Origin of the sequence: Candidatus Micrarchaeum sp., from assembly GCF_016806735.1 — an archaeon.
GTDB lineage: Archaea > Micrarchaeota > Micrarchaeia > Micrarchaeales > Micrarchaeaceae > Micrarchaeum_A > Micrarchaeum_A acidiphilum_A.
This window is the reverse complement of the sequence record NZ_CP060530.1, coordinates 884,579-909,777: the sequence shown is the minus strand read 5'-3', so window position 1 is coordinate 909,777 and position 25,199 is coordinate 884,579. Positions and strand designations below refer to the sequence as shown.

Sequence of the window (25,199 nt, the reverse complement as noted above, 5' to 3'; positions counted from 1 at the left end):
CAGAATAGCAAGGCGTATAAAATTTAATTGCGTAGATAACATGGTCATCTTGAAAAAGACATACAGATATAGGGCGTATCCTTCGCAATCGCAGAAGTCGGCACTCAACCGCCAGATGTACCTATCGAAACAAATTTACAATCTCCTTCTTGAGCAATCACAAAAGCACTTCAAGGAAACTGGAAAGACGTTCACGAAATACGACATGAACAAATGGATAACAAAACTCAAGAAAAAGAATCCGGAATTCAACGAACTCTATTCGCAGGTCTGCCAGAACATCGCAGACAGGGTTTCAAAGGCATACCAGAACTTCTTCAGGAGAATAAAGGAAAGAAAACATGGAAAGAAAATCAAGCTCGGTTTTCCAAGATTCAAATCATATATATCCTCGCTGACATACCCGCAATCTGGATTCAAACCAGAAAAGAAGAAGGTTTTCATTTCAAAAATCGGAAGAATAAATTTCGTCAATCACAGGGACATGGAGGGAAAGATAAAAACAATGGCGATAAAACAGACAAAATCGCAGGAATGGTATATCACGTTTTCGGTAGAAAATGAGGAAACACCACTGTTCTCGAACAATAAACCACAGGTAGGGATTGACTTGGGGCTCAAGGAATATGCAACCATGTCGGACGGAACGAAGATTCCAAATCCAAGAATCTCGAATAAATCCATAGATAAACTGAAAATGATTCAGAGAAGGCTCTCGAATAAAAATAAGGGAAGCAAGAACAGGAGAAGGGCAAAGATAAAACTTGCGAGGATTTCAGAACACATCGCAAGGCAGCGGGATGACTTCCTTCACAAGACATCCCATCATCTCGTCAATTCATACTCATTAATTGCATACGAGGAACTGAAGATTGCAAATATGATGAAGAATCATCATCTTGCAAGACAGATTACAGATGTTTCTTGGGGAAACTTCATCCAATACCTCTGCTACAAGGCTGAAAATGCTGGTTGCAGGGTAGTTGGAGTGAATCCAAAGAACACCTCTAGAACGTGCAGTGATTGTGGAAATATACAGGATATTGAATTGAGTGAACGGACATTTCTCTGTCAGAAATGCGGGATGTCAAAGGACAGAGATTTGAATGCCTCAATAAATATCCTGACTACCGCAGGACTTGCGGGAAGTAACGCCTCTGGAGACGTTGTAAGACCTCAGCTACAGGAGGCAGCCGTCGTTGAATCAGGAACTATACTTGGTGGTTCAAGATGACCAATCAAAAAGCCACCATTGGAAGCCCACGACTTCAGTCGTGGGAGGATGTCACCGTTAAATCATTATGCATGCAATTAATATAAGGTGTAATTATGGACGTCTCAATCCTTTCAAAAAGAAGCGCATTCGCACATAATTCAATCCTGGAAGAAGAAAAGGTTGCCGAATCATTGATAAAAAGGGGCATAAAAGTCATAGAAATAAACAGGGGCGATCCACCAGCATATTTCCCTACTCCAAAGTATACCATAGACGCTTACATAAAGGCGCTAAGGGAAAGAAAGACCGGCTATTCAAGGGATTCTGGCGTAATGCCATTGGTAAAAGCCATATCAAACAGGTACAAGAAAAAATACGGGATATCGTTAAAGACTGATGACGTAATCGTGACTGCCGGTGTTTCAGAAGCTCTTCTTTTCATAAACACGGCTACGATAAACCCTGGCGACAACGCGATAATATTCAGGCCATTCTACAATCAGTACCTCACGCAATTGAAGATTTCAGGCGGCGTTCCGGTATACGAAAATTACGACGAAGCTAACGGGTGGGACCTAAATCCGGAGAGCATAAAGAAAACCCTGAAATCCCTAAAGAATTCGGGAAGGCTGAAAAGAACAAAGTACATGCTCATAACCAATCCGAACAACCCTACCGGCACTGTGCTCAGCAGGAAAGTTTTGGAAGAGGTCGTAGACCTTGCAAACGAATACGGGGTTTTTCTCATAAGCGACGAAATTTATGACGAGATATATTACAACAAGGCGAAATTCACGAGCCTTAGCCAGCTCGCGAAGGGGGTGCCGCACATGATACTCAACGGAGCTTCGAAAGACTTCGATTCTACAGGATTCAGGATAGGCTACATGCTGCTCCCCGAAAGCGATAAAACGTCGGAAGAGCTGAAATCCAAGCTGGCGGAGTTTGCAAGCGTAAGGCTTTGCGTCAACACTCCTGCGCAGTACGCATTTGCCGAGTCCATGTCAAACGAGAAAGAGCACAACAAAGAAATAAAGCACATGGTATCGGAGATAGAGTCGCGCGTCAACGCAGCAGTAAAGGTGCTTAAGGAGAATGAAAAGATACGCGTTGTAGAGCCAAACGGCGCATTTTACATACTGCCAAGGGTAGATTTCAAGAGCCTTAAGATAAAAGATGATCGTGAATTTGTCGATAGGTTTCTCAAAGAGGAATACGTGATGCTGAGCAGGGGCTCGGGATTCGGCGCCGATTCCCATGTCAGGGTGGTCGCGCTTCCTCCGAAAGACATATTAGAATATGCGATGGATAAACTAAATCGTTTCTGCGACAAATATTCGAAGTAAAGACCCTTTATTGGGCCCGTAGTCCAGCGGTTAAGATGCGAGCCTTACACGCTTGAGACCGGAGTTCGACTCTCCGCGGGCCCACTAACGCTAACTTGCATGGACTGGCAAGAAAAAGGTTTAGGAATCAGAGTATGTCTCCTATTATGCCGTTTACGCCTCCTTTCAAAGAAGCGGCCTCCAGGTTGCACTTGTTCTTCATGAACCTTATGACAAACTTCGAAGTGCTATCCTGGTAGCCTGCAAATACGTGGTTGTTGAGCTTCTTCATCTGCTTTTCGTCATAATAGATTATCTCCTCAGGAGTGATTCTTACTATCATTTCCTTCGGCACGTCTATTGCCCTGCTTATCACGTCTTCCGGCTCAGATCCTAGCCAGACAAGCTTAGTGTTCTTTTTTCCTATGAGGTCTATTGCCTCCTCCAGGCCAAGCTCCACTATGTCGTTCTTAGGGGTGCTAGAAGTGTTTTGCCCACCTTTTTTAGAACTCTTTTCCCTACCCATTAAAATCACCAACTGGTCAAATCATCTTTGCATTACTAGATTTTTAAACCTATGCCAAAAGCCATATAATAAGACAGTTATAAAACATGGAGTAAAGTATAAATTCTCCATCATTGGAATAAGTCCTGTTGTTGGTTGGAAAAAGATGCAAGTATCCTTCGGCATACGCTACCCTATAAGCAGGCCAAGCATAAGAATAATACATGCAATAAAACAACCGCGATAAAGATGCCATTCGCATGTCAAACGAATACGAATATGTTTATGTGATAATTATTGTACTGCTATTCGTAGCGCTCCGCATGCGAAGCCAGATGAGGGGCAGGATGGCCGACACCCGAAGGATATTTACAAGGCCTGTGCTGTACGCGTTTCTGACGCTGGTTCTTCTGGCTCTGACTCCCAGCATAGAGGTTCTCTCATTTGCTCTGCTTGCCGGCATAATAGGGTATATTATCGGGACAAATCTAGGGATAAAATCCAAGGTTTTCGAAAAGGACGGAGCAATACGCTTTAGGGGCTCCAATGAAATTTTCTTGATATGGACCGCCACCTTCGTAGTCCGTTTGCTCATAGAAATAGTGCTTCCATTGCCAACGGCGTCTGCATCTTCAGTGTTTTTATCATATGCTAATTCTTCAAGCGCATATTTCTGGTACACGGTAGTGGACTTGCTGCTTGCGTTTAGCGCAGGCATGCTGCTTGGAGAGTCCAGGCACATATATCGGATGTACAAAAACTTCAAGGGCAATTCCAAAATCCAGAATCAGGTTTCCTGATTATCTGCCCACTGCTTTCTTTATGAGTTCGGTTATCATTGCTTTTTCCTTGGCAGTCAAACTCTTGATCGCATAGGTAACGGGCCACATATCACCTTCATCCATCATGGCCTTGTCTGAAAACCCCAGGGTAGAATACCTGCTCTTGAACTTGCTGCTGGATTGGAAAAAGCACACTATCTTGTCATTCTTTGCGTAAGCCGGCATGCCATACCATGTCCTTGGCTTAAGCTCAGGAGCTGTCTTCCTTACGATTTCGTGTATCTCCATAGCCATGCTCTTATCTGGTTCAGGCATCTCCTTTATTTTTGCTATGACGGCAGTTTCACCGTCCTCTTTATTGTTGATTTCCTTCAACCGCTCGACCATCGCTTCCTGCTCCTCTTTGGTAAGTCCGACTTTTTTATCTCCCTCCTTTTTTGAAGCCGCCATTCTATCAAACGATATATTCGTGCAAATATAAAAAGAATCGCCCGAGGCGGGAATCGGACCTGCAACCTACTGGTTAACAGCCAGTCGCTCTACCATTGAGCTACTCGGGCATAAAAATTAATCCTTGAAGTTTGGCATAGGAGCCGCAAGGTTAATTATGCGCACATAAATATAAGAATTCTCCGAAAAGCTTCTCGCAGTGCTGATCTTTCCGCTTGAATAATCATACACATAGAAGGATCCGTCGAAGTCCTCAGTCTCTGCGTATACGAATACCTTCTTGTCGTCAGTTATTATCTCGAAAGAGCCGATATAAGTCTTGCCTTCATAGCGGAATTTGTAAACCATGCCTATGCCGTCGCCGTTTATGTTTCCGCTTATGACTGCATTGACTATATCCTCGTATTTCTTTGCCTTTACATAAAGTATGCCCTCAGGTTTTGGTTCCTTGGTCTTGAAATTCTTGTTGTCCAGCTCTATTATCGGAATTCGCGATACGCCCAGGCTTGCATATGCCGTAAGCCTGCCGGTAATTTCGAAGCTTTCAACTCCGTTTTCGTTCTTTGGGCTGTAAACCGCATAGCTTCCAGAAGTTTCTTCTGGAAAGTAGTAAAGCATCCTTGTCTCCCCTATGAACTCTCCCAGGAGAAAAACGGAGCGCTTTCCTCCTATGTCCATTGCGTAAATGGCTTTTACCTCCTGTCCCATGGTATAGGCAAGCCTGCCTATGTCGAGCTTGTCCTCAAGCTGCAGCGGATTCACATATATGGCCTTAGGCTCTTTCTTCTCTTTCTTTTCCAAAAAAACACCATCAGAGTTTTGACAGTAGCCCTATCACGTACATAAGCACGTAGGAAGGCTCGTATATTATCGGAAATATTGGCGAGCCCTGGCCGATTGCGTAATAATCGTCAAGCAGGCTTGGCTTTATGTCAAGATTTATGCCTACTGATTTTCTTACCAGAGGGCTCTCAAGCGAGCTTACATTGACAGTAGGGGTATACCGCCCGGGCGTCCTCGCAAAAATAGCATACTTGAAGGTCTCGCTAGTGTGGTGAAGTGCTATAACGGTTTCTGGCTGAAGCTGCACGCCCTGTATTCCAGAGACGTTTATTATGAACGGGCTGTCTGAGACTCCTGTATTGTTTATCGTTACCGTAATGCTCTTCGGCTCACCGGGGCTGCCATAAACCTTCTCCGGTGCAACGCTCATCCTGAATACATTTGGAGTTATGTTGACGTATGCCACAAAGTTGAGCGAGCCTATCTTGGAATAATTTCCTATGTTGACGGCGCTTAATTCAAGCTTATACGTGCCGTTGGCTGCTTGAGGAGAAGGGGTTATGTCGATTGTGAGCGTGGAGCGGTAGAGAGCCGAATTCTTTACGACCCAGCCCTTGGGGTAGCTGGTAACCACGAGCTTGTTCCATCCCCTGCTGAAGACAGCCCCTGTGCCGTTGGTTGTGAGGGACGATATGGTTACAGAGAACGTCTGCCCTGGGCCTGCTTTTCCAAGGTAAATGCTCCCGTTGCTCGTTACTGTTGCGTTGTACGGCTCCGTAATGTTCACATATGTTCCGGCAGCGAAGCTCACTGCGCCCAATGCAAGCAGCGCAAAAAACATTATTAAAACAACGCTCCTCAACATGCAAAAGCCAACGTGGTCAAGTATATTTCATTGTTACTGATGCAACCTTTATTAAAGTGTGCTGGGAAGGCAATCCACTTGTCGTATAATTTATGAATATGTAGCCAGTAAAACTGTTTCCAAGGGGCTGGGAGTCTATGGCACCATTGGTGGCATAGCAGTACGCGTTGAGGATACCGTAGCCGTCGCTGTATACTATTACGCCGTTGGAAGTGAATGTCCCGGGAGGGTAGCTTCCACTGTCCCCGGAATACCCAAGGATATTTATGTTGCCAGTCTCTGGCAGGTTTTCGTCAGTAGAGTTAGAATTTACAGCGCATGCAACTCCCGTCACGTTTATGGTGCCGCCGGTTGCTTGCGACAGCTTTATTACCATTGCCCCTGTGGTATTTATCCCGTATGAATCGCATACGAATGAAGGCGAAGGTACGCAGTTTTCAGGTATTACTGTAGGGTTGAATATGCCGCTCGTCATTATTATGTAAATTGCAGCGGAGATTATTATGAAGGCTACACCGTAGGATATTATGAAGTCAAGCGACATCTGCGCCCTTATACCCTCGCCAAATCTACCTGCCAGCTTCCGACGCATTTTTTCCCACCTGGAGCCTAACGCCATTCGAATCCCTTGTTATTACTACGTCAAGGTCAGAGCTGCCGAACAGCTTCTGCAGTTCTTCGTAGGTATAAGTGCCTATGTCTCCCTGGCCCTCCGTCTTGCTTTCCAATATTTCGCTGCGCCTCTTCTTAAGGTCGCTTTTGCCTATCTCGTTGTAAACGAGGGAAAGCTTGGGCACCTCTTTGGATTCAAAAAGGCTCTCTATGTCGAGGTCCATCTGCCTGAAGCCTTCATCCTGCAGTATGAAGGGCAGAACAGCCGTAAATTCGGCCTGTATGCCGGAAATTACATCGTTGACATTCTGCTGCATCCCTGCAATTACAAACTGGTCGCTGTTCAAGAAGCCAACAAAAACTCCGCTGCCCGAATTCTTTATTATGTCCTGCAGCAGCTGGGATATGAGCCTTAGTATTACTATGCCGGACTTTTCCCCGAAGCGCTTGGCATATTCTCCGAAGTTGTCTATCCTTATCGTGCCTATGACGTATTGCTCCCCCTCTTTAAGCGAATGCTCTATTTCACGCGATATTCTGTCCTCGTCCGGAAGGTCTATCAGCGGGTCGAACCTTTTGCCTTTCTTTTTCAGAAAGAGGGTCACAAGGCTCCTGAGTTCTATAGGGTCAAAAGGCTTCTTTATGTAATAGTCTGCGCCATTCTTGAGTGCGGTGAACCTGTTGTTGGTGGGGTCCATTGCGCTCACCAATATCACCGTAGTATCCCTGATATCCTTGTCGCTCTTTATCGTATTGCATATATCCTGCCCGTTCATGTGCGGCAGCATAAGGTCAAGTATTACCAAGTCGGGCCTTTTCCCCTTGACAACGCCTATCGCTTCGCCCCCGTCATAGACCTGCATTATCTCGAATCCCTTTCCAAGGGAAAGCGCCATGAGCTTGTTTATATTCTTGTCGTCCTCTACAATGAGCACCTTCCTTAGCTGCTTGTCCTCCTGAAGAACGTAATAGGTCATTATGCCTCCATTGCTCCTTGATGCGATGGCCTTCGTGTTCTCCAGCTCCTTTAGCGAACCGTTCAGCTGCTCGAGCGAGATGCCCATGCCAAAAGATCTGTCCTTCAGCTCGCTGTACGCTATCTGCTGCTTATCGTTTATAATAGACAGAATCTCTTCGGAAAAGTCATGAAATTCATCCATAAAGGTCACCGAATAATAAATCAACAAAAAGTATATTATATCTTGCCAATGGCCATAATCGCCGCCTTTTCTGCGTTGAAAACCCCGCAAAGCAAGCATTAAAAGATTTGCCTTGCAATTCTTAAACATGGCCTCCGGTAATCCAAAACATCACGCCCATCGCAAGACTAACGTCAAGGGCCTTGCGATATACCTAATAATCGCGATAATCATAATAGCCATAGCCCTATACGCATTGACATATAGGGGCGTTCAGGATCTCGGCTCATCCGGCAACGTGACTATAAGCTCCAACGGCACGGTATTCATACTTGGAGGTGTAGAGTATGCGGCATACATGGGTTCCGGCAGCACGCTTTACATATCCAAGCAGCCTTCATTCGTAAATCCGCTCATGGCCGTATCGCTAAGCAAGGATACTACGATACACGCGAATTACATGTCCAAGTACGCGGACATAGGCGTGGAGCTGCTGGCGGTAAACGGCACTTCGGCTCTCGTCCGTTTCATAACGATAAGCCAATCTGCAGCTGTGGCTCCAGACTCCACACTGATAAGGATAGTATCAACAAACTCAAGCGCGACTACGACAAGCACAATATCGCCTACACCTCCAAAAAGCTCAAACTCTACAAAGTCTGGATCAACTACCACTACAACGGTAGCCACGACCATTACCACAACGGCTTCGCAGCCCAACGGCTATTCCAAAGCACTCTCAGCGCTGCAGGCGAGCAAATACTACTCACTAATGGAAAACTATTCGGAGCTCTACCATAACACATCCTATTGCACCTCTTCGCTTTACAACAAGACTTACGAATCCAACAATTACGGTGTTCCTCCATCTGGTCCACAGACATACAAAAACGTGAGCGCGTTCGTGCCATTCAATATGTCCTATGCGCTTAACGACGTTTCGGGCCCAATATACAGGGCAAACTATACTACCATAAGCAAGAGCACAATAACTACCGGGACCGCACTTTCAATGATAATAAACTCTTCGGATGGTGCCATCAGCAACGTTACATATTCAGGGATATTTGCAGGTACTAACGAGAGTACTTTGTATCAGGGATATCTCAGCGCAGTCAGGATTGGAGGCGCGTGCGGCATATACATTCCGTAAAATCGTCAAGCTGCAGCTACTCTTTCTTTCTTCTCTTTCCGTATGAATTTTGGCTTATGGGTATGGTGAAATAGAACCTGCTTCCCTTGCCCTGCGTCGAGTCAAACTTTATGCGCCCCCTGTGCAGGTCAATTATCTCCTTTGTTATCGCAAGGCCGAGTCCGGTACCGGTGCCGTCCGGCTTCAATAGCCCCTTCTTGGAAGCCTGGTAAAATTTCTTGAATATCTTTCTCTTGTCCTCGTCGCTTATGCCTATTCCGGTATCAATGACCTCGCACATCACGCTGCGCTTGCTGTACTTTGACACATGAACCGTTATCTTTCCCGTTTCGGTGAATTTTATGGAATTGCCTATGAGGTTCACGAACACCTGTATGAGCCTGTTCGGGTCTGCCGTTATCGCAGGCACGTCGTAATCGACAGTCCACGAGAATCCCAGCCCCTTGTTCTTGGCGGATTCCTCCATTGCCTTTATGCTCGGGTTGCCAGAGAGCTCTGCAAGGTTGACCTCCTTTATATCGAGCTTTACCTTGTTGGCTTCGAGCTTTGCAGCATCAAGAACCTGCGTTATTATTAGCATGAGCCTATCTGCCTCGTCGAGTATGGTGTCAATGTACTCCTTTTGGTCGGGGTTAAGAGCCCCGAATTCGCCCTCCCTGAGCAATTTGGCGAACCCCTTTATGTTTGTCAGCGGGGTCTTCAGCTCATGGGATATGTTGTATATGAATTGGGACTTGAGGTCGCTTGTCATCTTGAGGCTCTTCGACTGGCCCTCCAGCTTCCTGTTGGACTGCTCGAGGTCGTCTATCCTGCGCTTGGTCTCAAGCTCCTTTACCATTATTGCGTAGAAATACGAATCGCCGTCGAAGAACAGCCTTACCGAATGTGTTGCGGGCAGAAGCTCCGAATTGCTCTTCTTCAGGTTTACGTAGCTTCCGTCGACCTTGCCTCCGCTCTTGACGTATGAAAGGTCCCTGTCCAGAGTGTCCTCTTCGGAGTAAAGGGACCTTATGTCCCTGCCGAGCAGTTGCTCTTTCTGATAGCCGAGCAGTTGTTCTATCGGCATGTTCGCATCAGTTATCGTGCCGTTCTGGTCCACTACGAAGGTTATGTCGGAAGTCACGTCTATGAAGTCCTTGAGGTTGTTGGAAAGTATCCTTACCGATTCCTCGAGCTCTGCGCTCAGCATTATGCACATGTATCCGAACGCAGTTTTCGATAGGGACATGTACGTCTTTTCCCTGTAGCCTCCTATGGAAACGTCGGTCTTTACCATCGCCCTTCCCTTTGATTTCAGCGCGGCACCAAGCGAAGCGTAGTCCGATGCCGGAATCATGTCGCCAAGCTTTAGGCTTTTGATGTTCATTCCGTCTATGCTGTCCCACTTTCCCAGCCTTCCGAAGCCGCCTATTACTTTGAATTCCTTGTCGAGGCTCAGCGCGACTGCCTTGCCTGTGCCGTCTATGCTATCGCTTATGCCGTTGACAAGTTCGTTGTCGCTAACGTCAACGAGCGACACGTAAGCAGTTACCTGGTTTATGCTCGAAGCGTTTACCTCAAAAACGTGCTTCTCCCCGTTCACTTGAATGAGCCTTCTTATCGGTATGTCGGGCTGCATCGCCCTTAGCTCCTTAAACTCCATCCCCAGTATGTTTTTCACGTCAACGCTTTCCGACTGGCTTATCCTAAAGAGCGCCATTGCCTTCTTGTTGGCCTTTATTACCTTGCCGGTCTGTGAAACCAGCATGTTGGCGGATCCGCTGCTGAAAGCGGAGTCGAAATAAGCGGCGAGATTCCTGCTCCTTGAAGCTTCCCCCGAATAGCCGACGGCCAAGCCTATGAAAGCTGCGCCTATTGAAAGGCTGTTGAGGATCTCTTTGCTGAACCTGTTCTCCATCTTCGAAAGCAGCTCAAGAACTCCTATTATCCTGCCTCCAACCATGAGCGGAAGTATGGCACAGCTCGAATAGCCCAGGTTCCTGTAGCCTATCAGCTGCGGGAATTCAGAATAATCGCTGAGCTGGTTGTCTATATAAACCTTCTTTGTGTTGGCCACGTAGCCGTATACTCCTCCGTTTTCCTCTCCGAACGAATCCAGCTTTTTCAAGCTAGCCGTGTCTATCCCGAAGACCTCCTTTACGCTCTTTGCAAAGCCCTCCACGGTGTCCTTTTCGCTGTATTGCGACATCGCAAGCGGCAGCAGGTCATACATGAACTTTTCAAGAACAATGTTCTCAGACATGTCCAAAATCGCCGTTTAATAATTGAATTAGGAAGTTATTTAATCCTGTTTTGAGATTGTGTAATGGTGCATGGCTTGCGCGGTTTGAAACGCGTGCATGCCTGTTCCACGCGGTCGGAATCGGGAAGGGAGCTTTCGAGGCTTAAGAGGGCTTCTATGTACCTGGAAAGGGCCCGGCGCTCTTTCAGGGAGAAGAGGCCAAACGAAGCCAATGCCTTCTATGAGAAGGCGCAGAGGCTTCTGCTCTCGATGTTGCGCAAGAAGGGAATAAAGCGCGGCGTAGAAATGTCCGATCTTTCGGAAGACGAAGTGCAGGAGATAAGGGATGAGTACATAACACAGCTGATAGAAAAGGCGTGGAGAAGCATGGGCACGTGACTGGGTTCGGCAAACGCTATTATCCTTGCTAGTTAAAACACTCTGAGGCATTTTGACGAATTGGTGGTTAATTGGAGCCAAAGGAGATTTTCAATGGAGTATTTTCAATAGGCGGCAAGCTCGCAACGGAAAACATGGTCAGGGGCTCAAAGGCATACAGCGAGGAGCTGGTTACGATAGGTGCCAAGGAGTACAGGCTGTGGAATCCGTACAGGAGCAAGCTATCAGCAGCCATAATGAACGGCATGAAGGAAATGCACATAGGGCCAGGCTCGAAGGTGCTTTACCTTGGCGCAGCCACAGGCACAACCGCCAGCCACGTAAGCGACATAGTTGGGCCCAACGGTTCCGTATACTGCATAGAGCTTTCGGACAGGAACATGCGCCAGCTCATAAGGGTCTGCGAGAAAAGGAAGAACATGCTGCCAATACTGGGCGACGCGGGCGACACGGCGAAATACAAGGATTACGTATCCGAATGCGATGTGATATACCAGGACGTTTCTTCGCGCGACCAGTCTGGCATACTGCTTGAAAATTCAAAGTTCCTCAAGAAGGGGGGATTTGCCTACTTCATAATAAAATCGCAGAGCATAGACGTCGGAAGAAAACCATCTGAAGTCTTCGATTCAGAACTCAAAAAGGTTGCCGAGGCTTACGAGCTGCTGGAAAAGGTGAGCATCGAGCCTTACGACGAGCTGCACATGTTTGCCGTATTGCGCAAAAGATAAATAACCCTTTTGACAATTAGACAGGTATGCAATTAGGGTGATGGTTTTTGAACGTTAAGAACGCCGCTTTGGTGGCATCATATGCTGCGTCTTCCGGCATGCTGATAAAGTGCCCCTACTGCGGCGCCAAGACAATATCCCTGTCGGACCACTGCGTCTGCTCGTGGTGCGAAGCCCTGATACACAAGAAAATTTCGGAAACAAGCAGCGGAGCGCTGTCCCAGGCAGTTTCGGCAATAGGCCAAAGCTATTCATCCAAGGATTATAATGCCGCGGTTTCATCATGCGACAGCGCATATGCTGCATCCAAGAGCGCATGGTTCCTATACTTAAAGGGGATAATACTGCTCAGCGCTTCGAACAACGAGACTTCGCTCATAAGCTACGATAAGCCGGGCTTCATGGAAGAGAACGCAGCACACAGGGCCGCAGCTTCAAAGCTTTATGCCGATTCCAGGCTCTCGCTCTACAAAGCGATAAGCGAAGCTGGCAAGGTGTCTGCAGATTCAAAGGCCCTTGACACTACGTTCCTGCAATTCATAGCCAGCTTCAAGCTCAAGGACAAGGCCGGGGCAAAGCATTATCTCAACGAGCTTTCCGAAATGGGAAACACCCTGGCTTCAAGCTACGCCAAGATGCTTCTTTTCAATCTCAACGGGCTCTATGAGGAGTCGCTCATGCATGCAGAATCCCTGCTCACAAAGAAAAGCTTCTCGGTTGGCGCGCTGTACTACGCGTCTCTTGCGCTTTTCAAGCTTCGCAAAATACCCGATGCAAAGGCGCTCGTTGGAGAGGCAATAAAATACATAAGCACTCCTTCCGCATTGGCATTGCATGACGACATAATGAGCTTCGGCAAAATATGAATCATTTCGTCATGAATATGAGGCTCATCGGTGCTTTGCTGTCCATGGTGGCAAATCCGAATCTTTCGAGCTGGACGACTTCGCCTTTATCTATCTTTAAAGCATAAGGCTCTATTTTTCCTTTTATCTCCTTGAGGCTTTCCGGGTCGAATTCTTCTTCCGAATTTGCAGGATTTCCAGGTATCACTACTGTTGCATCAAGCGAATCATCGGGTATCCACTGTATTGTGTTTACGTAGCCCTTCTTTTCAGCTACACGCTCGGCATAATAAGCATTGTCCTTGTTCTCAATCCTGACAATCCCTATACCTTTAAGCCTTACTTCCTTTCCGGAATAATTCTCCGCATCCTCGCTGTTTATCATCACATGGCTGCCTTTTATGTAATAATCCCTGCTTCCAAGCCCTTCGTTGCTTGGATGCAGCGGTATGCTTACGTTCCCTATGCTGCCATCCTTAAAGTTGAGCTCGGCAGGCTCCGTGACGAAGAAAAGCCTCCTGGCCTTCTCATCTACAAGCTTCTTGTTTTCGTCCAGCAGCATGGACAGCCTCATAGTGCTGTCTACCTTGCTCATGCCCTGCCTGAGTACGAATTCCTTTATTGCTGCGGGCACTATGCCACGCCTTCTCAAAGCGGATATCGTTACCAGCCTTGGGTCGTCGAATCCCGTGATCAAGCCCTTGCCTATCCATTCTACCAGCTTTCTTTTTGAAGTCACGTTGCCCTCTATGTTGAGCCTGGCCTCAAGGTGCAGCCTCGGCAACCTGAGCCCTAGCGCTTTGAGCATCATCCTGTAAAGCTCGTCCCCCAATTCGTACTCCTTGCTCCGTATCACGTCTGTGACTCCGTTAATGGAATCGTTTATCGGAGTATTGAAAGAATAGGTCGGCCATAGGACATACTTGTCGCCCTGCCTGTAGTGCTTTTCCCTCACTATCCTGAATATGTTCGGGTCCCTGAGGGTCGTATTGGCCGCGCTCATGTCTCCCTTGAATCTTATTACCACGTCATCTTTCGTGTAGCTGTTAGCCAATATGCTCTCGAATATTTCAAGGCTTTCATCCGCTGGCCTGTCTCTGTGCGCGCAAGCCCTGCCCTCAAACCTAAGCTTCTTTATCTCCTCTGCGCTGCAAGAGCACGCGTAGGCGTTTCCCTCTCTTATAAGCTTCCTGCATAGGTCGTAAGTCTTGGGCACGCTGTCGCTGGCGTAGTACTCCTTGTCGAATTTAACGCCGAGCCATTCGAGATCCTTCTTTATGGCGTCAACGTATTCCTGCTTCTCTTTTTTGGGGTTGGTATCGTCAAAATACAGAAAAAGCTTACCCTTATATATGTCCCTAAATGCCGCTTCGAGAAACAGCGGCTTCGCATGGCCTATATGCAAATATCCGTTGGGCTCTGGAGGAAACCTGGTGGCGAAATCGCCCTCCACGGCGCCTTCGAGAACCATCCTTGGCTTTGCGCTTTTCTCCTTTTTCTCCCTGTCGGCGCTTTCGAATTCCGCGGAATACCCTTCGTAGCTTTTCTCAAGCTCGTCCCTGCTCATCGAATTTACTTCGTTGACCACGGATTCTATTTCGGCCCTGAGCTGCGGTATCGCAACGCCTTCCTTCTTTGCCGATGCTATTGTCTTGTTCAAAACTATGGACGGATCAGCCTTTCCGTAATCCATGGCATTCTTGAGCGCGTGCTTCTTTATCAGCTCATGAAGGCCATCGCTTGCCATTTCAAATCACCTGCGGTCCGGAGCTCAGCCCAGCACCGTTACCTCTGTCTGGTTGGGCAGGAATTGTCCCTTTGAGCTTATGAGTGCAAGTATGTGGACGCTCGCGTTGCTGCCGAGGCTTGGCAGCGGGCTTATTTTGACGGCGTACTCCGAAGTCGGTGCGTTAAGCGTAAAGCCCTGCGTGCCTTCATACATCCTTACGGTTTTAGGCAGCCTTATGTAAACTGTGCCGCTTACTGTGGCATTGCTGCCGAACCTGCTGTAAAGCTCTTCCTGCAGCTCGTATGCGCTCATGCTATTGTTGAGCAGCACGGAGAACTGGTTGCCGCTGGGCGAATAGGTTATTATTGCCCCGTTGTTTTCCAAACTGTTCAGGTAGTTCGTTACCGCGAGCTCGCTGGAGTTGTATGAAGAGCTTGATATGGTTATTGTAGGAGAATCAGTATAATTTGCCACTATGGCATTGGCGGTCCCCGTCATAGGGACTGCCCCGCTATAGTTGTAAGCCACGGTTGTAGTGGTGCTGCTGTTGCTGCTGTTTCCCGACGCCGCGTACGAAGTTATGAACATTATCGCCACTACCAGCGAGCCTAAGAAAAGTATGGTGTTCTTGGCCTCCAGCTTCCTTTTCTGTTCTCCCATAAAATAGACCTTTTGCACAAGCCTTTAGGTAGACTTGTGCTGTTATAATATTAAGTATTATCCTTGAAAGCTTTTTATAGTTATTCGGCATAAATTATTCTGCTAGGTGTAGATATGGCATTCAACGATGGTGATTTCCTAGAGATAGAATACACGGCACGCAACGATTCGGACAACAGCGTGCTTGCGACAACGGACGAGAAGACAGCCAAGGACAACGACATATACAACAAAGACATAAAATACGGTCCCGCCCTGGTTATCCTGGGCTCAGGTGCCGTGGTCAAGGGCTTGGAGCGCGAGCTCAAGGGCATGGAGCTGAACAAAGAGAAATCATTCGTGCTTGAGCCGGCAGACGCTTTCGGCGAGAGGAACGCTGATCTTGTAAAGGTAATGCCTCTTTCACAGTTCAAGGCCCAGAACATTAACCCATACCCCGGCATGAGGCTCAACATGGACAACGTTGCAGTAACTGTGGTGAGCGTTGGCTCGGGCAGGGTAGTCGTGGACGCGAATCACCCGGACGCTGGAAAGAAGATAAAATACGAAGTAAAGGTAGTCAAAAAGGTCGATTCAGATGAGGAAAAGGTGAAGTCCCTTTCAAAGACCTATGATGTAGAGCCATCAAAGATAGATATCAGGAAGGACGAGATAGAAATATTCTATTCCGATGAAGTAAAGAAAAACGCCGATTATTTCGTCAACAGGGCCAGCCTCGTTGCATCGATATTGGCATATATGAAAAGCCTGCAGAAGGTATACATAAGGGAGGAATACGCAAGGCATTCCGAGGAGGAGCACGCCCACAGCCATGAAGAGGACAGCAAAGAAGAAGAGAAAGGCGAGCAGTAAAAATACTGCCTGCCCTTAAAAGTTCAATCCTTTATGTTGAGCGCAAAGACGCTGTTGACCTTTATGTCAAGCTTCTTTGCAATCTCTGACATGTCTGCGTTTAGCACTATCAGGTAGCCGCTCCACCTCCTTGTAAGGTTCGAGTTCCCGCAAAGCGGGCATTTGTCTCCGTGGCTTATTATAAGCCTGCAATTGCTACATACCATTTCTTCCATTGAAATCACTCAATTCTTTGCCTTGCTTTTCTTCTGCCCTTTCTCCTTGTTCTGCATTGCCGAGCTGTACCATTCCGGCTTTCCAAGCCCGTCAGACTTCATCGTAAGCGCTATCTTTGAATCCTTTACGGAATTTTTCATGCTGACCGTTGAAATCTTGGCATATACTACGTCGCCCTTCTTGAGGTTCCTTCCGCTCCTCTTGGAAACGAAAGCGGGTATCTTTTTGTCCAACGAAATGAATTCGTCGGTTATCTGCGAAACGTGGACAAGCCCTTCCATGGGCCCTATGCGCACGAATGCCCCGAAGTCTATGAGCTCCGATACCTCTCCGACCACTATCTCGTCCACTTTTGGCATGTACGTAAGTATGTCGAACGTAACCTCGTGGTGTGTCGCAGGATCTCCGGGGTAAATCATCCCGTCGCTTATGTCCCTGACATTGTAAACTGCTATGATCACGCCAAGGTCCTTGTCTATGGTGCCTTCGTACTTGTTCCTGAGCACTTCGACTGCCACGTCCTCTATATCATCGTCAAAGTACTCCGGAGCCATTTTGAACGTGTCTTTTATCGAATAATTATAGTACATTATTTCACCATCTACTTGAGTATTCCATTTCTTGAAAGCTTGAAGACTGCTATATTTTTGAAGCGCAGCCTATTAAAGAGCTCCGTATCGTTCGTAATAACGCAATAAATGTCGCTTTCTCCCGCCCTTGAGAGTATCCAGCGGTCAACGTTTCCTGTATTACTATCTACTTTAACATTTTTAAGTTTTAGTATTTCAAGGCATGACCTGGCCGTGGCAGCTCTTTTGCCCTTTCCGCTACCTATGCCTGAGAGCTCCTTTATGACTCCCTTGGATATCAATATGCCTTTTCCGGGGTACTTCAGCTCCACGGTGTCTATTGCGCTTTTCCTTGATTCCATTGCGAACAGCATTGAGCTTGTGTCTACGATTACATACATATAGGATACCATGTATTTGTTGTCTGCCAAGCATTTTTAAACATATCCAACCCTATTATATAAACAAATACGCATGTAAAATCTTTGTAAGAATGGTGTGAAAATGGGAAATTGGTCTAAACTGGCTCCATACTGGTTCCTATTGTTTACAATAGGGTTCGGATGGTTCATACTGTCTCCGTTGGTTCCCATATTGGGCAAAGTTTTTGGAGTAAACCTAACGTCAATAATACTTCTGATATCGGCATACGGATATACGATGGTTGTCCTTGGCTTGCTTGCAGGGTACATATCGGCAAAATTCACCGTGAAAGCAGCTCTGTATTCTGCAGCCATAATATCCGTAATAGGGCTCATAGGAAGAGCAATATCTCCTAACTATGTCGCATTTCTAATAACCGGCATAATCGCTGCAATAGCGTATCCGCTTGCAATGGCGCCGGTAGGCACGGTTGCGGATTCCATATTCAAGGAAAAGGCGCACACAGTGATAGGAATAAGCGTAGGTATGCTGTTCCTCGGAATGGCATTTGGCGCATTCCTCGGCCCTGGCATATTTGGGGCATTCGGATTGTCCGGTGCGCTGTGGACTACGGTAGTCCTGGCCATAATAGCTGCGATATGGATAGGAATAGGAATAAAGGGATATCCTACATTCTATAAGGGCAAATCGCTTAAGGGCTCGTTCAAGCCTGGAATGATAAAGAACTGGTACGTGGGTCTCTCCATATCTGCCGTATCTGTTATGTTCGGTGGCGTAGCGTCTACGGTGCTGCTGCTTCACAAGTTCAGCGTGGCAAGCGCACTGTCGTATGGCGGGCTTATGGGTGGGCTTGCATTCCTCGGCTCGGCTCTCGGTGCAATAATACTGCCTCCTCTGTTTGAGAAATACAAGCAGTTCAGGCTCGGCCTGATATCTACGGGAGTGCTGATGTTCGCTGCTACATTGCTCATGGTGCTAGGGCTTTCGTACACTAGCGCCATAGCTGCAATAGCTGCAGGATTCTTCCTGTTCGGCTTCTTCGGAAACGCCTACTGGTCCATGGCAATGACATCGACAACAAACTACGTATCCGATCCCGCGCAGGCAGGATTTGCTACATCGATGTACAGCGTCTTTACGAACCTCGGCGTGGCATTCGTTCCAGTGATACTGGGCGGATACTTCGGCAGCTTTTCGACGATAGCGATTGGCGTGACTGCAGTGCTTGTGCTGGAGTTCATATCAATGATTCTGTCGCCTACACTGCTGGTCCAAAAGGTTGCAGCAAAGGTAAGCTCTGCGGCACGCGGAAGAAAGAGAAAAAGCTGATGAAATACAAAAGGGTGCAATTGCGCCCTTTCTTTTTATTTTTTGTATCCCTGATCCATGCCGCAAGGCTCTCAACGTGCCTCATATATGGACGGTAGAACTTAAAGTATGGCACCGTTCTTTTTAAGCAGTTCCTGCAGTTCCTTTATCGGAACATCTTTTGCTTTGAGCTCCTTGTCTATTGCCATCCTAGCCGCAGATGCAGCAGCCTGTCCCATTGCCATTGCAGTGCCAGTAACTCTTGCGCTTGCTTGGGCGTAGAACTCTGCGCTAAGGCATCTTCCTATGGCGAAAAGGTTGTCTATGTCTTTTACTACTATGGCGCGATAAGGCACTTCATAAAAGGAGCCGTCGCCTCCTTTGAGGTGCGTATAAAGTACTCCTTTGCTCGGATCATGCACTTCTATAGGATGTCCACATCTGGCTATTGCATCTTCAAACCTGGCATTGTTCAGAACGTCGTCCATCTTAAGCACGTATTCTCCTACTGCTCTCCTGGTTTCCCTCAAGCCTATAGACGGCGCCGAATCTATGAGATAAGCGTCTTCGAATCCGCTGACCTCCTTGGTAAAGAACTCAATCGAGGAAAGAACCTGCTTTCTCGCGTCTTCTATCGCTTTCGCCATCTGGTTGCCGTCCGTAAAATCGTTTATGTCTACGTGAGTGGCATTGCATACGAATTCGCCCTTTTTGCTCGTATTGAACATGAATTCGGCATTTGCATAAGGCAGGTAAAGCCCGTATTTTTCCTTTGCTAGCTTAACGAAATCAGGAAGTACCCTGAAGCGCTCGAGTCTTCCTTTCTCGTTAACTTTAACCGATATAAAATTCTGGTGCTCTATGCCGAACAGGATTATCCTCTCCTCATTTATATTGCCTATTCTGAAAGGAAGCGTTGCCTGCTGGTGTATTCCAGAGTTTTCCATTCCTGACATGGTTTTTGCCCCGGAATAAAATGCTATGTCCGCATCTCCCGTAGAATCGACAAAAAACTTTCCCTTGGCTTCGATATTGCTCTTCCCGGAAACATATATGGAAGATATGCGATTTCCGTCCTTCTTCGCACCCTTTACCAAGCTGCCGTAATAAACCGTTATGCCCTTCTTTTCCGCAAGCATATCAAGAGTAAGCTTCATTTCGTCCGGCCTGAACGGGACGAAGTTGCCTGCCTGCCCTTCTGTGCCGCCGTTCCTCTTAAGCTCTTCAATTACCTCGTCAGCTATTCCTCCAACTATCTTGTTTTCGCCGTCATATGTGTACATGCCGAGAACTGAAAGAACGTATCCGTTAGTCCAGTTTCCGCCGAGCATGAAATGCCTTTCTATTATTGCAGTCTTAAGCCCCATGTTTGCAGCGCTAAACGCGGCGCCGATCCCTGCGGGCCCTCCACCACACACTACAACGTCATAATCATCCATAATTACACCGATTCATCTTTTGCATGAAAAAAGCTAAATTATAAAATAAAAAACACCTTTATTTAAATAATCATAGATAAGTAATCGGGATTGAAATGGCAACACAAGACGAAGCCGACAAAACGGCATACGAGATACTTTCCAAATATCACGTGATAGCAGTTGTAGGATGTTCGCGCAACGAGGGAAAGCCGAGCCATGACGTTCCCGAATACATGCAGTCGGCAGGCTACAAGATTGTACCGGTAAACCCCAGTGCAGATACTATACTGGGAGAAAAAGCGTACAAAAGCCTGCTTGACATAAAGTTTCCAGTTGATGTTGTCGACGTATTCAGGCCATCTCCGGAAACGCCGGAAATAGCACGCCAGGCAGTCCAGATAAAGGCAAAGGTGCTGTGGCTGCAGGAGGGCATATTCAACGACGAAGCAAAAAAGATAGCCGAAGACAACGGCCTGCTTTTCATAATGAACAGGTGCATGATGAAGGAGCACTACAAGCTTTTCTGAAGGCTCATTTTGCCTTCTTAATCTGCTCTATGCGCTTGTTGAGCATTTTGAAAAGCACAACGCCGTTGTTGTGCTCCTTGTCGCTGGCAGCATATAGCAGCGTTATGGGATCGGTGCTCAGAGCAATGTCAACAAGCTTCTCGAAAGCGGGATTCTTCTTCAGCTCCTGCTCGTACCTCCTGCGGAACTCCGGCCATTTGTCTTTCTCGTGGGCGAACCACTTGCGCAGGTCGTCGCTAGGGCCGACTTCCTTGAGCCACAGGTCTATATTGGAGGTGCTGCGCCTGACTCCTCTGGGCCAAAGCTTGTCTATAAGTATGCGTGTGCCGTCCCTTATGTCGACCTTGTCATAAACGCGCTTTAAGTATATCATCTAGATAAGAATACAAATACATATTTTTAAATCTTATTCCTTTACTCATATAAATACTTTTCACATGCAGGCACTGGCTGCCTATGCGTTATTGCGCAAATACCTCGTCATATCGCTGCTGGCATTACAGAAAGATTTAAAAGAACTAACATAGAATAGCTACTGAAAGGCGATTAGAGCTATTGATAGGTGACTAAATGGGTTTCTTCGACAAAATGGGCAAGAATCTTGGTACTTCAAAGGAACTGGACATAGAAGAGTATATGAACTCCGAGGAGATGGCAGACGTAGACGTTATGAACGAGCCCGCTGATTTCTACGTAAAGCCAGTTATACTCAAGGAGGAGGCTGACATAGCCCTCATAGAGGCTGAGCTTGACAAGAGAAACATAATAATAGCAGATATCTCAGAGCTCATGAAGAGGGAGAATACGCGCAGGGACCTCATATCGAAGCTGAAGGAATACACTTCAAAGATTAACGGAGACATAGGGCAGCTCGGTGCTGACAAGATAATGATAACCCCTGCAAAGGTCAAGATAATAAAGACAAAGAAGCAGCCTCCGAAGTGAGCCTGCTATTTCTATTTTTTCCTATTTCTGTTCTTTTTTATTCCAAAAGCTACCAGCAGCGTAGCTATCTCGCTCTTGGTCGGCCCTGAACGCTCGACAACGTGCCTGAATGCTCGTTTCACCATATCCTTTTTCCTTATGTTGCCGTTGGATTCTACGAATTTGTCAAAAAGCCTTAGCAGCATTTCTATCTCGCTGCTGCCTGCGTAAACGCCGCCGAAATCTTCCTTTGCAGCCTTGCTGATGTTGCCCTTAAGTGCGTAAAGCAATATTGCCAGGGCGTGCGATATGTTGAGGGTCGGATAAGAATCGCTAGCGCCTATGTAGACTACTGCATCGCAGCCGGACATCTCTTCGCTTGTAAGCCCTGTGGTGTCTCTTCCTATCACCAACGCCATCTTGTTCATCTTTCCTGATCCGAACTTCTTAGAGAAATCGGAAAGCTCGTAAATATTGCTCATGCCGGAATAAGCCTTCTGCCATATTGCAGTGGTTCCAACTACCGAAAAGCCCCTTGTTGCTTCTCCGATGCTCCCGCATATCTTTGCGTTTTCTACCAGGGAATGCGCATGCTTGGAATACTTTATGGCGTTCTTGCCGTTGTACCTGCATTTGGGGTTGACTATCCACAGCCTGTTTACTCCGAAGTTCTTCGCTATTCTGGCCATATAGCCTATGTTTATCTGGTAATGTGGCTCAACTATTACAAGCCTGAACTGCATAATATACACCAAACATATCAAAGGAGCAGTGCCAATATGCCGAGAACATTCACCAGTATGTGCGGTATTATGGTCGAATAAAGCGACCTGGTGCGCTTGAACGCATAGCCTGCTATCAAACCGAATACGAAAGCAGCTATAAACTCAGATATTGATGCATAGCTAAGGAAATGCAGTATGCCGAATATCAGCGCGCTCAGTATTATCCCTATGCGCGGTACCAGGAATCCCCTGAAGAGTATTTCCTCGTCTATCGGCGCTACTATTACCGCGAAGGCAAAGAAATAAGCAGGAAGCCCTCCAAGCAGCTGCCTGACGTTTGTTGGGAGCGATATGTGCGTGGCTGCCTGGAATGCTCCAATGCCCAATTCAAGGAGCAGTATTGCCAGGAATACCGTTATGCCATAAGCTAGCGCCTTCCTGTTCATCGCCCTTCTGGACAATCCCAACTCTATTATTATCTGCTTCAGGTTCTTTCCCTTTGCCATCAGATATGCAAACACAACCAACGGGAAAAAGAACGACAGGCCTATGCTGGAATCTGCATTTGCCGCGTTTATGCCGATTATGCCTTCGGCATACAAGTAAGGGAAAAAGAATATCGAGATTATGGAACCCAGGAGCAGTATGTAGAATGCGTACCTTATTGATGCCCGTTCAGGCATTTCCTTTTTTGGAACTGCCTTCCTTGGTGCTGTTTTGCTTTTTGCATAACTCCGCGGTTTTGCCTTTGTGCTTCTCCTCTTGTTGCTTGAGGCCATCAAGCACCGCTCTTTTTCTGGCTCTTGAATTCGGTATAGCCGCACTTCCCGCAGGAATACCTGTCCGCATGCTCAGCCATTCTTGAGCCGCACTTTGGGCACATCTTGCCAGGCTTGTAAGCCTTCTTGGCCTGCTTTTTCTTTCCTGCTTCATTGCCTTTTTTTTCAGCCATTCAAAACACCATTACTCCTTCTTTTCGCCTTCCTCTGCTTTCTGCCCTTTGCTTTCGGCTTTGGCCCTCCTGTCAAGCTTGTGCTTCTGCTCATTCTGTGTCATCGCGTCTGCTGTCTCGTACGATACTGCGGTGCCGCTGCACATCCTCTCCCCGAAGGCCTGGTAAAGCTCCTTTATCAGCGTAGCGTCAGGGCTGACGTTTAGCTTCTTGCAAAGCTCCTTTTTTACCTGTGCCGCCGAAGGCGTCTTCTCCTCTCCTACAACCAAGAAGCTTATCTCGCGCCTCTTGAAAAGCTTGTTTTCTTTGTCGTTAGATATTTTAATTTCCATAAAAATCACTCGTTGCTACCCAGTATCCTTGAAATTGCCCTCTTTCCCATTGCTTCAAGAACCTCGACCATTGTTCCGGACTCAAGCTTTCCCCTGAGTTCTTCAGGTACGGGAAGGTCGAAAACTTCATAGGTTTCGGGATCCATAAGCTGTGCAGTTGTATCTGTAGCAGATACCACCTGCGACTTTTTCTTCTTTATTACCGGCACTTCGGTATCGCCATCGCTCGGCTTCAGGAGTGTCTTCTTCTGGCCGTCAAATATGCCTATGGCGGTAATGCGCATCTTTGCCGATCCGTGCTTTCCGGGCGAGCTGGTCTCTATATCGACTACCTTGCACGGTATGTCATCGATAACTATGAATCTTCCTACCTTAATCTCCTTCATCGAAGCTCTAAGTATCTCTCCTTCAGTCATCAAAATTACCAATAGTGATTGTACATAGGATTAGTATACAAAAGTTATATAAACGTTAGATAATGCCGTGCCTTAACAAACAAAAAATGTAAAGTACGGGCGCATCAGCGCCCAAAACAAATCAATAAATCCTGTCAACTCCCGAAAGGAATTCTGTGTTGTACTCCGTGCTTGTGCTTTTCGGGATGCTGCCGTTCAGATTTGGCGTCACGCCAGTTACTATTGACATGACTCTTATCTGGTCGTTCATCTCAGGGCTCAGCCTGGAGCCGAATATCACGTTTGCCTTCGCATCCATTCCCTCGGTCACGCCGCGCCCGATTCTGGTTGCTTCATCAATTGTCATTGATGTGCCTCCGGTAACGTGGATCATCGCGTTCTTGCCGTTGGTTATGTCTACGTTCAGCAATGGGTGCGACAGCGTGGACTTTATGGCTTTCTGTACTCTGTCGGTTCCGTTTCCGAATCCGAGGTTTATGACTGCAGTGCCTCCGTCTCTCAGCACAGCCCTCAGGTCGGCGAAGTCTATGTTTATCAGGCTGGGCAGCGTTATGACATCGGTTATCCCCTTTACTGCGTTGTAGGCTATGTTGTCTACCAGCTCAAAGGATTTTTCCACCGGAAGGTTCGGCGCGTAGCTCAAAAGCCTGTCGTTCTCCACTATTATAGTGGTGTCGGCATTCTTCCTGAGCTGCTCCAGCGACCAATCCGCCTTTGTCTTCCTGCTTCTTTCCAGCGAGAACGGGTACGTGACGAAGCCTATGACCAGTGCGCCCTCCTCCTTTGCGAGCTTTGCTATCACTGGCGCTGAGCCTCCTCCTGTTCCTCCGCCCATTCCTGCAGACACGAATACCATGTCATAGCCTTTTATCGCTTCCAGGATTTCGCCCTGACTCGCTTCTGCAGCTTTCATTCCAATTTCCGGGAATCCGCCGGCTCCGAGCCCTCTCGTTATCTCCTTTCCTATGAGCAGCTTCTTGTCTGCCTTTATCATGTTGAGGTGTTTTGCATCGGTGTTTACGGCAATTGTTGCAGCGCTCTTCAATCCATTGTTGTAGAGCCTATTGACAAGGTTGCTGCCCTGTCCTCCTGCTCCTACTACTGCTATCTTTGCCCTGAAAAGGTCTTCATCGTCCATATCAAAGTTGTTCATTTGCC

At 47.2% G+C, this 25,199-nt stretch carries 31 protein-coding genes and 2 tRNA genes; 12 read left to right on the top strand and 21 right to left on the bottom strand.

The annotated features are described in order from the left end of the window. Positions 1-40 precede the first annotated feature (40 nt). The 3 genes from Micr_RS04820 (at position 41) to Micr_RS04810 (ending at position 2,646) form a co-directional block, all read left to right on the top strand. Positions 41-1,234: an RNA-guided endonuclease InsQ/TnpB family protein gene (locus Micr_RS04820; RefSeq protein ID WP_203134544.1), complete on the top strand. Its 1,194-nt coding sequence runs from the start codon at positions 41-43 to the stop codon at positions 1,232-1,234. Between the two features lie 95 nt (positions 1,235-1,329). Next, the gene (locus Micr_RS04815) at positions 1,330-2,562 is read left to right on the top strand and encodes a pyridoxal phosphate-dependent aminotransferase (protein ID WP_203134543.1); all 1,233 of its coding nucleotides are present in this window, start codon (positions 1,330-1,332) and stop codon (positions 2,560-2,562) included. Positions 2,563-2,574: 12 nt separating this feature from the next. Continuing rightward, positions 2,575-2,646 (top strand) — tRNA-Val (locus Micr_RS04810). 43 nt (positions 2,647-2,689) lie between these two features. Here the strand turns inward: Micr_RS04810 and Micr_RS04805 are convergent. Continuing rightward, positions 2,690-3,067, bottom strand: coding sequence for a hypothetical protein (locus Micr_RS04805; RefSeq protein WP_203134542.1), 378 nt, complete (start codon positions 3,065-3,067; stop codon positions 2,690-2,692). A gap of 239 nt (positions 3,068-3,306) precedes the next feature. Between Micr_RS04805 and Micr_RS04800 the strand changes: the two genes are divergently transcribed. Beyond that, positions 3,307-3,846 (top strand): DUF1453 family protein, encoded by a 540-nt coding sequence (locus Micr_RS04800; RefSeq protein ID WP_203134541.1) that lies wholly within the window; start codon positions 3,307-3,309, stop codon positions 3,844-3,846. Here the strand turns inward: Micr_RS04800 and Micr_RS04795 are convergent, their stop codons facing one another. The 6 genes from Micr_RS04795 to Micr_RS04770 form a co-directional block, all read right to left on the bottom strand. Continuing rightward, positions 3,847-4,278 carry an iron chaperone gene (locus Micr_RS04795; protein ID WP_203134540.1) on the bottom strand — a complete coding sequence of 144 codons (432 nt, stop codon included), beginning with the start codon at positions 4,276-4,278 and terminating at the stop codon, positions 3,847-3,849. Positions 4,279-4,316: 38 nt separating this feature from the next. Continuing rightward, a tRNA-Asn gene (locus tag Micr_RS04790) sits at positions 4,317-4,388 on the bottom strand. Between the two features lie 7 nt (positions 4,389-4,395). Next, positions 4,396-5,079, bottom strand: coding sequence for a hypothetical protein (locus Micr_RS04785; RefSeq protein WP_203134539.1), 684 nt, complete (start codon positions 5,077-5,079; stop codon positions 4,396-4,398). 10 nt (positions 5,080-5,089) lie between these two features. Next, the gene (locus tag Micr_RS04780; RefSeq protein WP_203134538.1) at positions 5,090-5,926 is read right to left on the bottom strand and encodes a COG1470 family protein; all 837 of its coding nucleotides are present in this window, start codon (positions 5,924-5,926) and stop codon (positions 5,090-5,092) included. Between the two features lie 16 nt (positions 5,927-5,942). Next, on the bottom strand, positions 5,943-6,518 hold the full coding sequence (locus Micr_RS04775) for a hypothetical protein (RefSeq protein WP_203134537.1): 576 nt from the start codon (positions 6,516-6,518) through the stop codon (positions 5,943-5,945). Next, entirely contained in the window at positions 6,496-7,698 is a 1,203-nt protein-coding gene (locus tag Micr_RS04770) for a response regulator (RefSeq protein ID WP_203134536.1), read from the bottom strand. Before Micr_RS04770 ends, Micr_RS04775 begins: the two co-directional genes overlap by 23 nt. 127 nt (positions 7,699-7,825) lie before the next feature. On the opposite strand from Micr_RS04770, the gene Micr_RS04765 reads away from it, so the two are divergent. Next, entirely contained in the window at positions 7,826-8,830 is a 1,005-nt protein-coding gene (locus Micr_RS04765; RefSeq protein ID WP_203134535.1) for a hypothetical protein, read from the top strand. Positions 8,831-8,846: 16 nt separating this feature from the next. On the opposite strand, the gene Micr_RS04760 is transcribed toward Micr_RS04765, so the two are convergent. Beyond that, on the bottom strand, positions 8,847-11,072 hold the full coding sequence (locus tag Micr_RS04760) for a sensor histidine kinase (protein ID WP_203134534.1): 2,226 nt from the start codon (positions 11,070-11,072) through the stop codon (positions 8,847-8,849). Between the two features lie 75 nt (positions 11,073-11,147). On the opposite strand from Micr_RS04760, the gene Micr_RS04755 reads away from it, so the two are divergent. From Micr_RS04755 to Micr_RS04745, 3 genes are all read left to right on the top strand, one after another. Beyond that, on the top strand, positions 11,148-11,450 hold the full coding sequence (locus Micr_RS04755) for a hypothetical protein (RefSeq protein WP_203134533.1): 303 nt from the start codon (positions 11,148-11,150) through the stop codon (positions 11,448-11,450). A 71-nt stretch (positions 11,451-11,521) separates the two neighbouring features. Continuing rightward, positions 11,522-12,181 (top strand): fibrillarin-like rRNA/tRNA 2'-O-methyltransferase, encoded by a 660-nt coding sequence (locus Micr_RS04750; protein ID WP_203134532.1) that lies wholly within the window; start codon positions 11,522-11,524, stop codon positions 12,179-12,181. Between the two features lie 47 nt (positions 12,182-12,228). After that, on the top strand, positions 12,229-13,047 hold the full coding sequence (locus tag Micr_RS04745; protein WP_203134531.1) for a hypothetical protein: 819 nt from the start codon (positions 12,229-12,231) through the stop codon (positions 13,045-13,047). 1 nt (position 13,048) lies between these two features. Here the strand turns inward: Micr_RS04745 and gltX are convergent, their stop codons facing one another. Next, on the bottom strand, positions 13,049-14,773 hold the full coding sequence (gltX, locus tag Micr_RS04740; RefSeq protein ID WP_203134530.1) for a glutamate--tRNA ligase: 1,725 nt from the start codon (positions 14,771-14,773) through the stop codon (positions 13,049-13,051). Positions 14,774-14,797: 24 nt separating this feature from the next. Beyond that, positions 14,798-15,415 (bottom strand): hypothetical protein, encoded by a 618-nt coding sequence (locus Micr_RS04735; protein ID WP_203134529.1) that lies wholly within the window; start codon positions 15,413-15,415, stop codon positions 14,798-14,800. Positions 15,416-15,529: 114 nt separating this feature from the next. Here Micr_RS04735 and Micr_RS04730 point away from each other — a divergent pair, with 114 nt between their 5' ends. Beyond that, positions 15,530-16,267, top strand: coding sequence for an FKBP-type peptidyl-prolyl cis-trans isomerase (locus tag Micr_RS04730; protein ID WP_203134528.1), 738 nt, complete (start codon positions 15,530-15,532; stop codon positions 16,265-16,267). A 23-nt stretch (positions 16,268-16,290) separates the two neighbouring features. Here Micr_RS04730 and spt4 read toward each other — a convergent pair whose 3' ends face one another. The 3 genes from spt4 to Micr_RS04715 are packed head-to-tail and all read right to left on the bottom strand — an operon-like array spanning position 16,291 to position 17,483. Continuing rightward, entirely contained in the window at positions 16,291-16,482 is a 192-nt protein-coding gene (gene spt4 / locus Micr_RS04725; RefSeq protein ID WP_203134527.1) for a transcription elongation factor subunit Spt4, read from the bottom strand. A 9-nt stretch (positions 16,483-16,491) separates the two neighbouring features. Then, the gene (locus tag Micr_RS04720) at positions 16,492-17,073 is read right to left on the bottom strand and encodes a DNA-directed RNA polymerase (protein WP_203134526.1); all 582 of its coding nucleotides are present in this window, start codon (positions 17,071-17,073) and stop codon (positions 16,492-16,494) included. A gap of 11 nt (positions 17,074-17,084) precedes the next feature. Next, positions 17,085-17,483, bottom strand: a complete 399-nt coding sequence (locus Micr_RS04715) for a hypothetical protein (RefSeq protein ID WP_203134525.1) — start codon at positions 17,481-17,483, stop codon at positions 17,085-17,087. 73 nt (positions 17,484-17,556) lie between these two features. On the opposite strand from Micr_RS04715, the gene Micr_RS04710 reads away from it, so the two are divergent. After that, positions 17,557-18,765, top strand: coding sequence for an MFS transporter (locus Micr_RS04710; RefSeq protein ID WP_203134524.1), 1,209 nt, complete (start codon positions 17,557-17,559; stop codon positions 18,763-18,765). Positions 18,766-18,866: 101 nt separating this feature from the next. Here the strand turns inward: Micr_RS04710 and Micr_RS04705 are convergent, their stop codons facing one another. Beyond that, positions 18,867-20,183, bottom strand: coding sequence for an FAD-dependent oxidoreductase (locus Micr_RS04705; RefSeq protein WP_203134523.1), 1,317 nt, complete (start codon positions 20,181-20,183; stop codon positions 18,867-18,869). A 95-nt stretch (positions 20,184-20,278) separates the two neighbouring features. On the opposite strand from Micr_RS04705, the gene Micr_RS04700 reads away from it, so the two are divergent. After that, the gene (locus Micr_RS04700; RefSeq protein WP_203134522.1) at positions 20,279-20,692 is read left to right on the top strand and encodes a CoA-binding protein; all 414 of its coding nucleotides are present in this window, start codon (positions 20,279-20,281) and stop codon (positions 20,690-20,692) included. A gap of 4 nt (positions 20,693-20,696) precedes the next feature. On the opposite strand, the gene Micr_RS04695 is transcribed toward Micr_RS04700, so the two are convergent. Continuing rightward, the gene (locus Micr_RS04695; protein ID WP_203134521.1) at positions 20,697-21,065 is read right to left on the bottom strand and encodes a DUF488 domain-containing protein; all 369 of its coding nucleotides are present in this window, start codon (positions 21,063-21,065) and stop codon (positions 20,697-20,699) included. 197 nt (positions 21,066-21,262) lie between these two features. On the opposite strand from Micr_RS04695, the gene sepF reads away from it, so the two are divergent. Next, the gene (sepF, locus tag Micr_RS04690) at positions 21,263-21,637 is read left to right on the top strand and encodes a cell division protein SepF (protein WP_203134520.1); all 375 of its coding nucleotides are present in this window, start codon (positions 21,263-21,265) and stop codon (positions 21,635-21,637) included. A gap of 11 nt (positions 21,638-21,648) precedes the next feature. Here sepF and Micr_RS04685 read toward each other — a convergent pair whose 3' ends face one another. From Micr_RS04685 to ftsZ, 6 genes are all read right to left on the bottom strand, one after another. After that, positions 21,649-22,359, bottom strand: coding sequence for an RNA methyltransferase (locus Micr_RS04685; protein WP_203134519.1), 711 nt, complete (start codon positions 22,357-22,359; stop codon positions 21,649-21,651). Between the two features lie 17 nt (positions 22,360-22,376). Continuing rightward, a complete protein-coding gene (locus Micr_RS04680) occupies positions 22,377-23,120 on the bottom strand; it encodes a CPBP family intramembrane glutamic endopeptidase (protein ID WP_203134518.1) in 744 nt (247 codons plus the stop codon). Beyond that, a complete protein-coding gene (locus tag Micr_RS04675) occupies positions 23,120-23,293 on the bottom strand; it encodes a 30S ribosomal protein S27ae (protein ID WP_203134517.1) in 174 nt (57 codons plus the stop codon). The genes Micr_RS04680 and Micr_RS04675 overlap by 1 nt, the downstream gene beginning before the upstream one ends. Before the next feature lie 11 nt (positions 23,294-23,304). Further along, positions 23,305-23,625, bottom strand: coding sequence for a 30S ribosomal protein S24e (locus tag Micr_RS04670; protein WP_203134516.1), 321 nt, complete (start codon positions 23,623-23,625; stop codon positions 23,305-23,307). A 5-nt stretch (positions 23,626-23,630) separates the two neighbouring features. Beyond that, positions 23,631-24,041: a translation initiation factor IF-5A gene (locus tag Micr_RS04665; RefSeq protein ID WP_226803554.1), complete on the bottom strand. Its 411-nt coding sequence runs from the start codon at positions 24,039-24,041 to the stop codon at positions 23,631-23,633. Positions 24,042-24,162: 121 nt separating this feature from the next. Next, the gene (gene ftsZ, locus Micr_RS04660) at positions 24,163-25,194 is read right to left on the bottom strand and encodes a cell division protein FtsZ (protein ID WP_203134515.1); all 1,032 of its coding nucleotides are present in this window, start codon (positions 25,192-25,194) and stop codon (positions 24,163-24,165) included. Between the last annotated feature and the right edge of the window lie 5 nt (positions 25,195-25,199).

Bases quoted from the DNA above. Each gene is read 5' to 3' on its own strand.
- Micr_RS04820 (WP_203134544.1), top strand. From the start codon at position 41: ATGGTCATCTTGAAAAAGACATACAGATATAGGGCGTATCCTTCGCAA.
- Micr_RS04815 (WP_203134543.1), top strand. From the start codon at position 1,330: ATGGACGTCTCAATCCTTTCAAAAAGAAGCGCATTCGCACATAATTCA.
- Micr_RS04805 (WP_203134542.1), bottom strand. From the start codon at position 3,067: ATGGGTAGGGAAAAGAGTTCTAAAAAAGGTGGGCAAAACACTTCTAGC.
- Micr_RS04800 (WP_203134541.1), top strand. From the start codon at position 3,307: ATGTCAAACGAATACGAATATGTTTATGTGATAATTATTGTACTGCTA.
- Micr_RS04795 (WP_203134540.1), bottom strand. From the start codon at position 4,278: ATGGCGGCTTCAAAAAAGGAGGGAGATAAAAAAGTCGGACTTACCAAA.
- Micr_RS04780 (WP_203134538.1), bottom strand. From the start codon at position 5,926: ATGTTGAGGAGCGTTGTTTTAATAATGTTTTTTGCGCTGCTTGCATTG.
- Micr_RS04775 (WP_203134537.1), bottom strand. From the start codon at position 6,518: ATGCGTCGGAAGCTGGCAGGTAGATTTGGCGAGGGTATAAGGGCGCAG.
- Micr_RS04770 (WP_203134536.1), bottom strand. From the start codon at position 7,698: ATGGATGAATTTCATGACTTTTCCGAAGAGATTCTGTCTATTATAAAC.
- Micr_RS04765 (WP_203134535.1), top strand. From the start codon at position 7,826: ATGGCCTCCGGTAATCCAAAACATCACGCCCATCGCAAGACTAACGTC.
- Micr_RS04760 (WP_203134534.1), bottom strand. From the start codon at position 11,072: ATGTCTGAGAACATTGTTCTTGAAAAGTTCATGTATGACCTGCTGCCG.
- gltX (WP_203134530.1), bottom strand. From the start codon at position 14,773: ATGGCAAGCGATGGCCTTCATGAGCTGATAAAGAAGCACGCGCTCAAG.
- Micr_RS04735 (WP_203134529.1), bottom strand. From the start codon at position 15,415: ATGGGAGAACAGAAAAGGAAGCTGGAGGCCAAGAACACCATACTTTTC.
- Micr_RS04730 (WP_203134528.1), top strand. From the start codon at position 15,530: ATGGCATTCAACGATGGTGATTTCCTAGAGATAGAATACACGGCACGC.
- spt4 (WP_203134527.1), bottom strand. From the start codon at position 16,482: ATGGAAGAAATGGTATGTAGCAATTGCAGGCTTATAATAAGCCACGGA.
- Micr_RS04720 (WP_203134526.1), bottom strand. From the start codon at position 17,073: ATGTACTATAATTATTCGATAAAAGACACGTTCAAAATGGCTCCGGAG.
- Micr_RS04710 (WP_203134524.1), top strand. From the start codon at position 17,557: ATGGGAAATTGGTCTAAACTGGCTCCATACTGGTTCCTATTGTTTACA.
- Micr_RS04705 (WP_203134523.1), bottom strand. From the start codon at position 20,183: ATGGATGATTATGACGTTGTAGTGTGTGGTGGAGGGCCCGCAGGGATC.
- Micr_RS04700 (WP_203134522.1), top strand. From the start codon at position 20,279: ATGGCAACACAAGACGAAGCCGACAAAACGGCATACGAGATACTTTCC.
- Micr_RS04695 (WP_203134521.1), bottom strand. From the start codon at position 21,065: ATGATATACTTAAAGCGCGTTTATGACAAGGTCGACATAAGGGACGGC.
- sepF (WP_203134520.1), top strand. From the start codon at position 21,263: ATGGGTTTCTTCGACAAAATGGGCAAGAATCTTGGTACTTCAAAGGAA.
- Micr_RS04685 (WP_203134519.1), bottom strand. From the start codon at position 22,359: ATGCAGTTCAGGCTTGTAATAGTTGAGCCACATTACCAGATAAACATA.
- Micr_RS04680 (WP_203134518.1), bottom strand. From the start codon at position 23,120: ATGGCCTCAAGCAACAAGAGGAGAAGCACAAAGGCAAAACCGCGGAGT.
- Micr_RS04675 (WP_203134517.1), bottom strand. From the start codon at position 23,293: ATGGCTGAAAAAAAAGGCAATGAAGCAGGAAAGAAAAAGCAGGCCAAG.
- Micr_RS04670 (WP_203134516.1), bottom strand. From the start codon at position 23,625: ATGGAAATTAAAATATCTAACGACAAAGAAAACAAGCTTTTCAAGAGG.
- Micr_RS04665 (WP_226803554.1), bottom strand. From the start codon at position 24,041: ATGACTGAAGGAGAGATACTTAGAGCTTCGATGAAGGAGATTAAGGTA.
- ftsZ (WP_203134515.1), bottom strand. From the start codon at position 25,194: ATGAACAACTTTGATATGGACGATGAAGACCTTTTCAGGGCAAAGATA.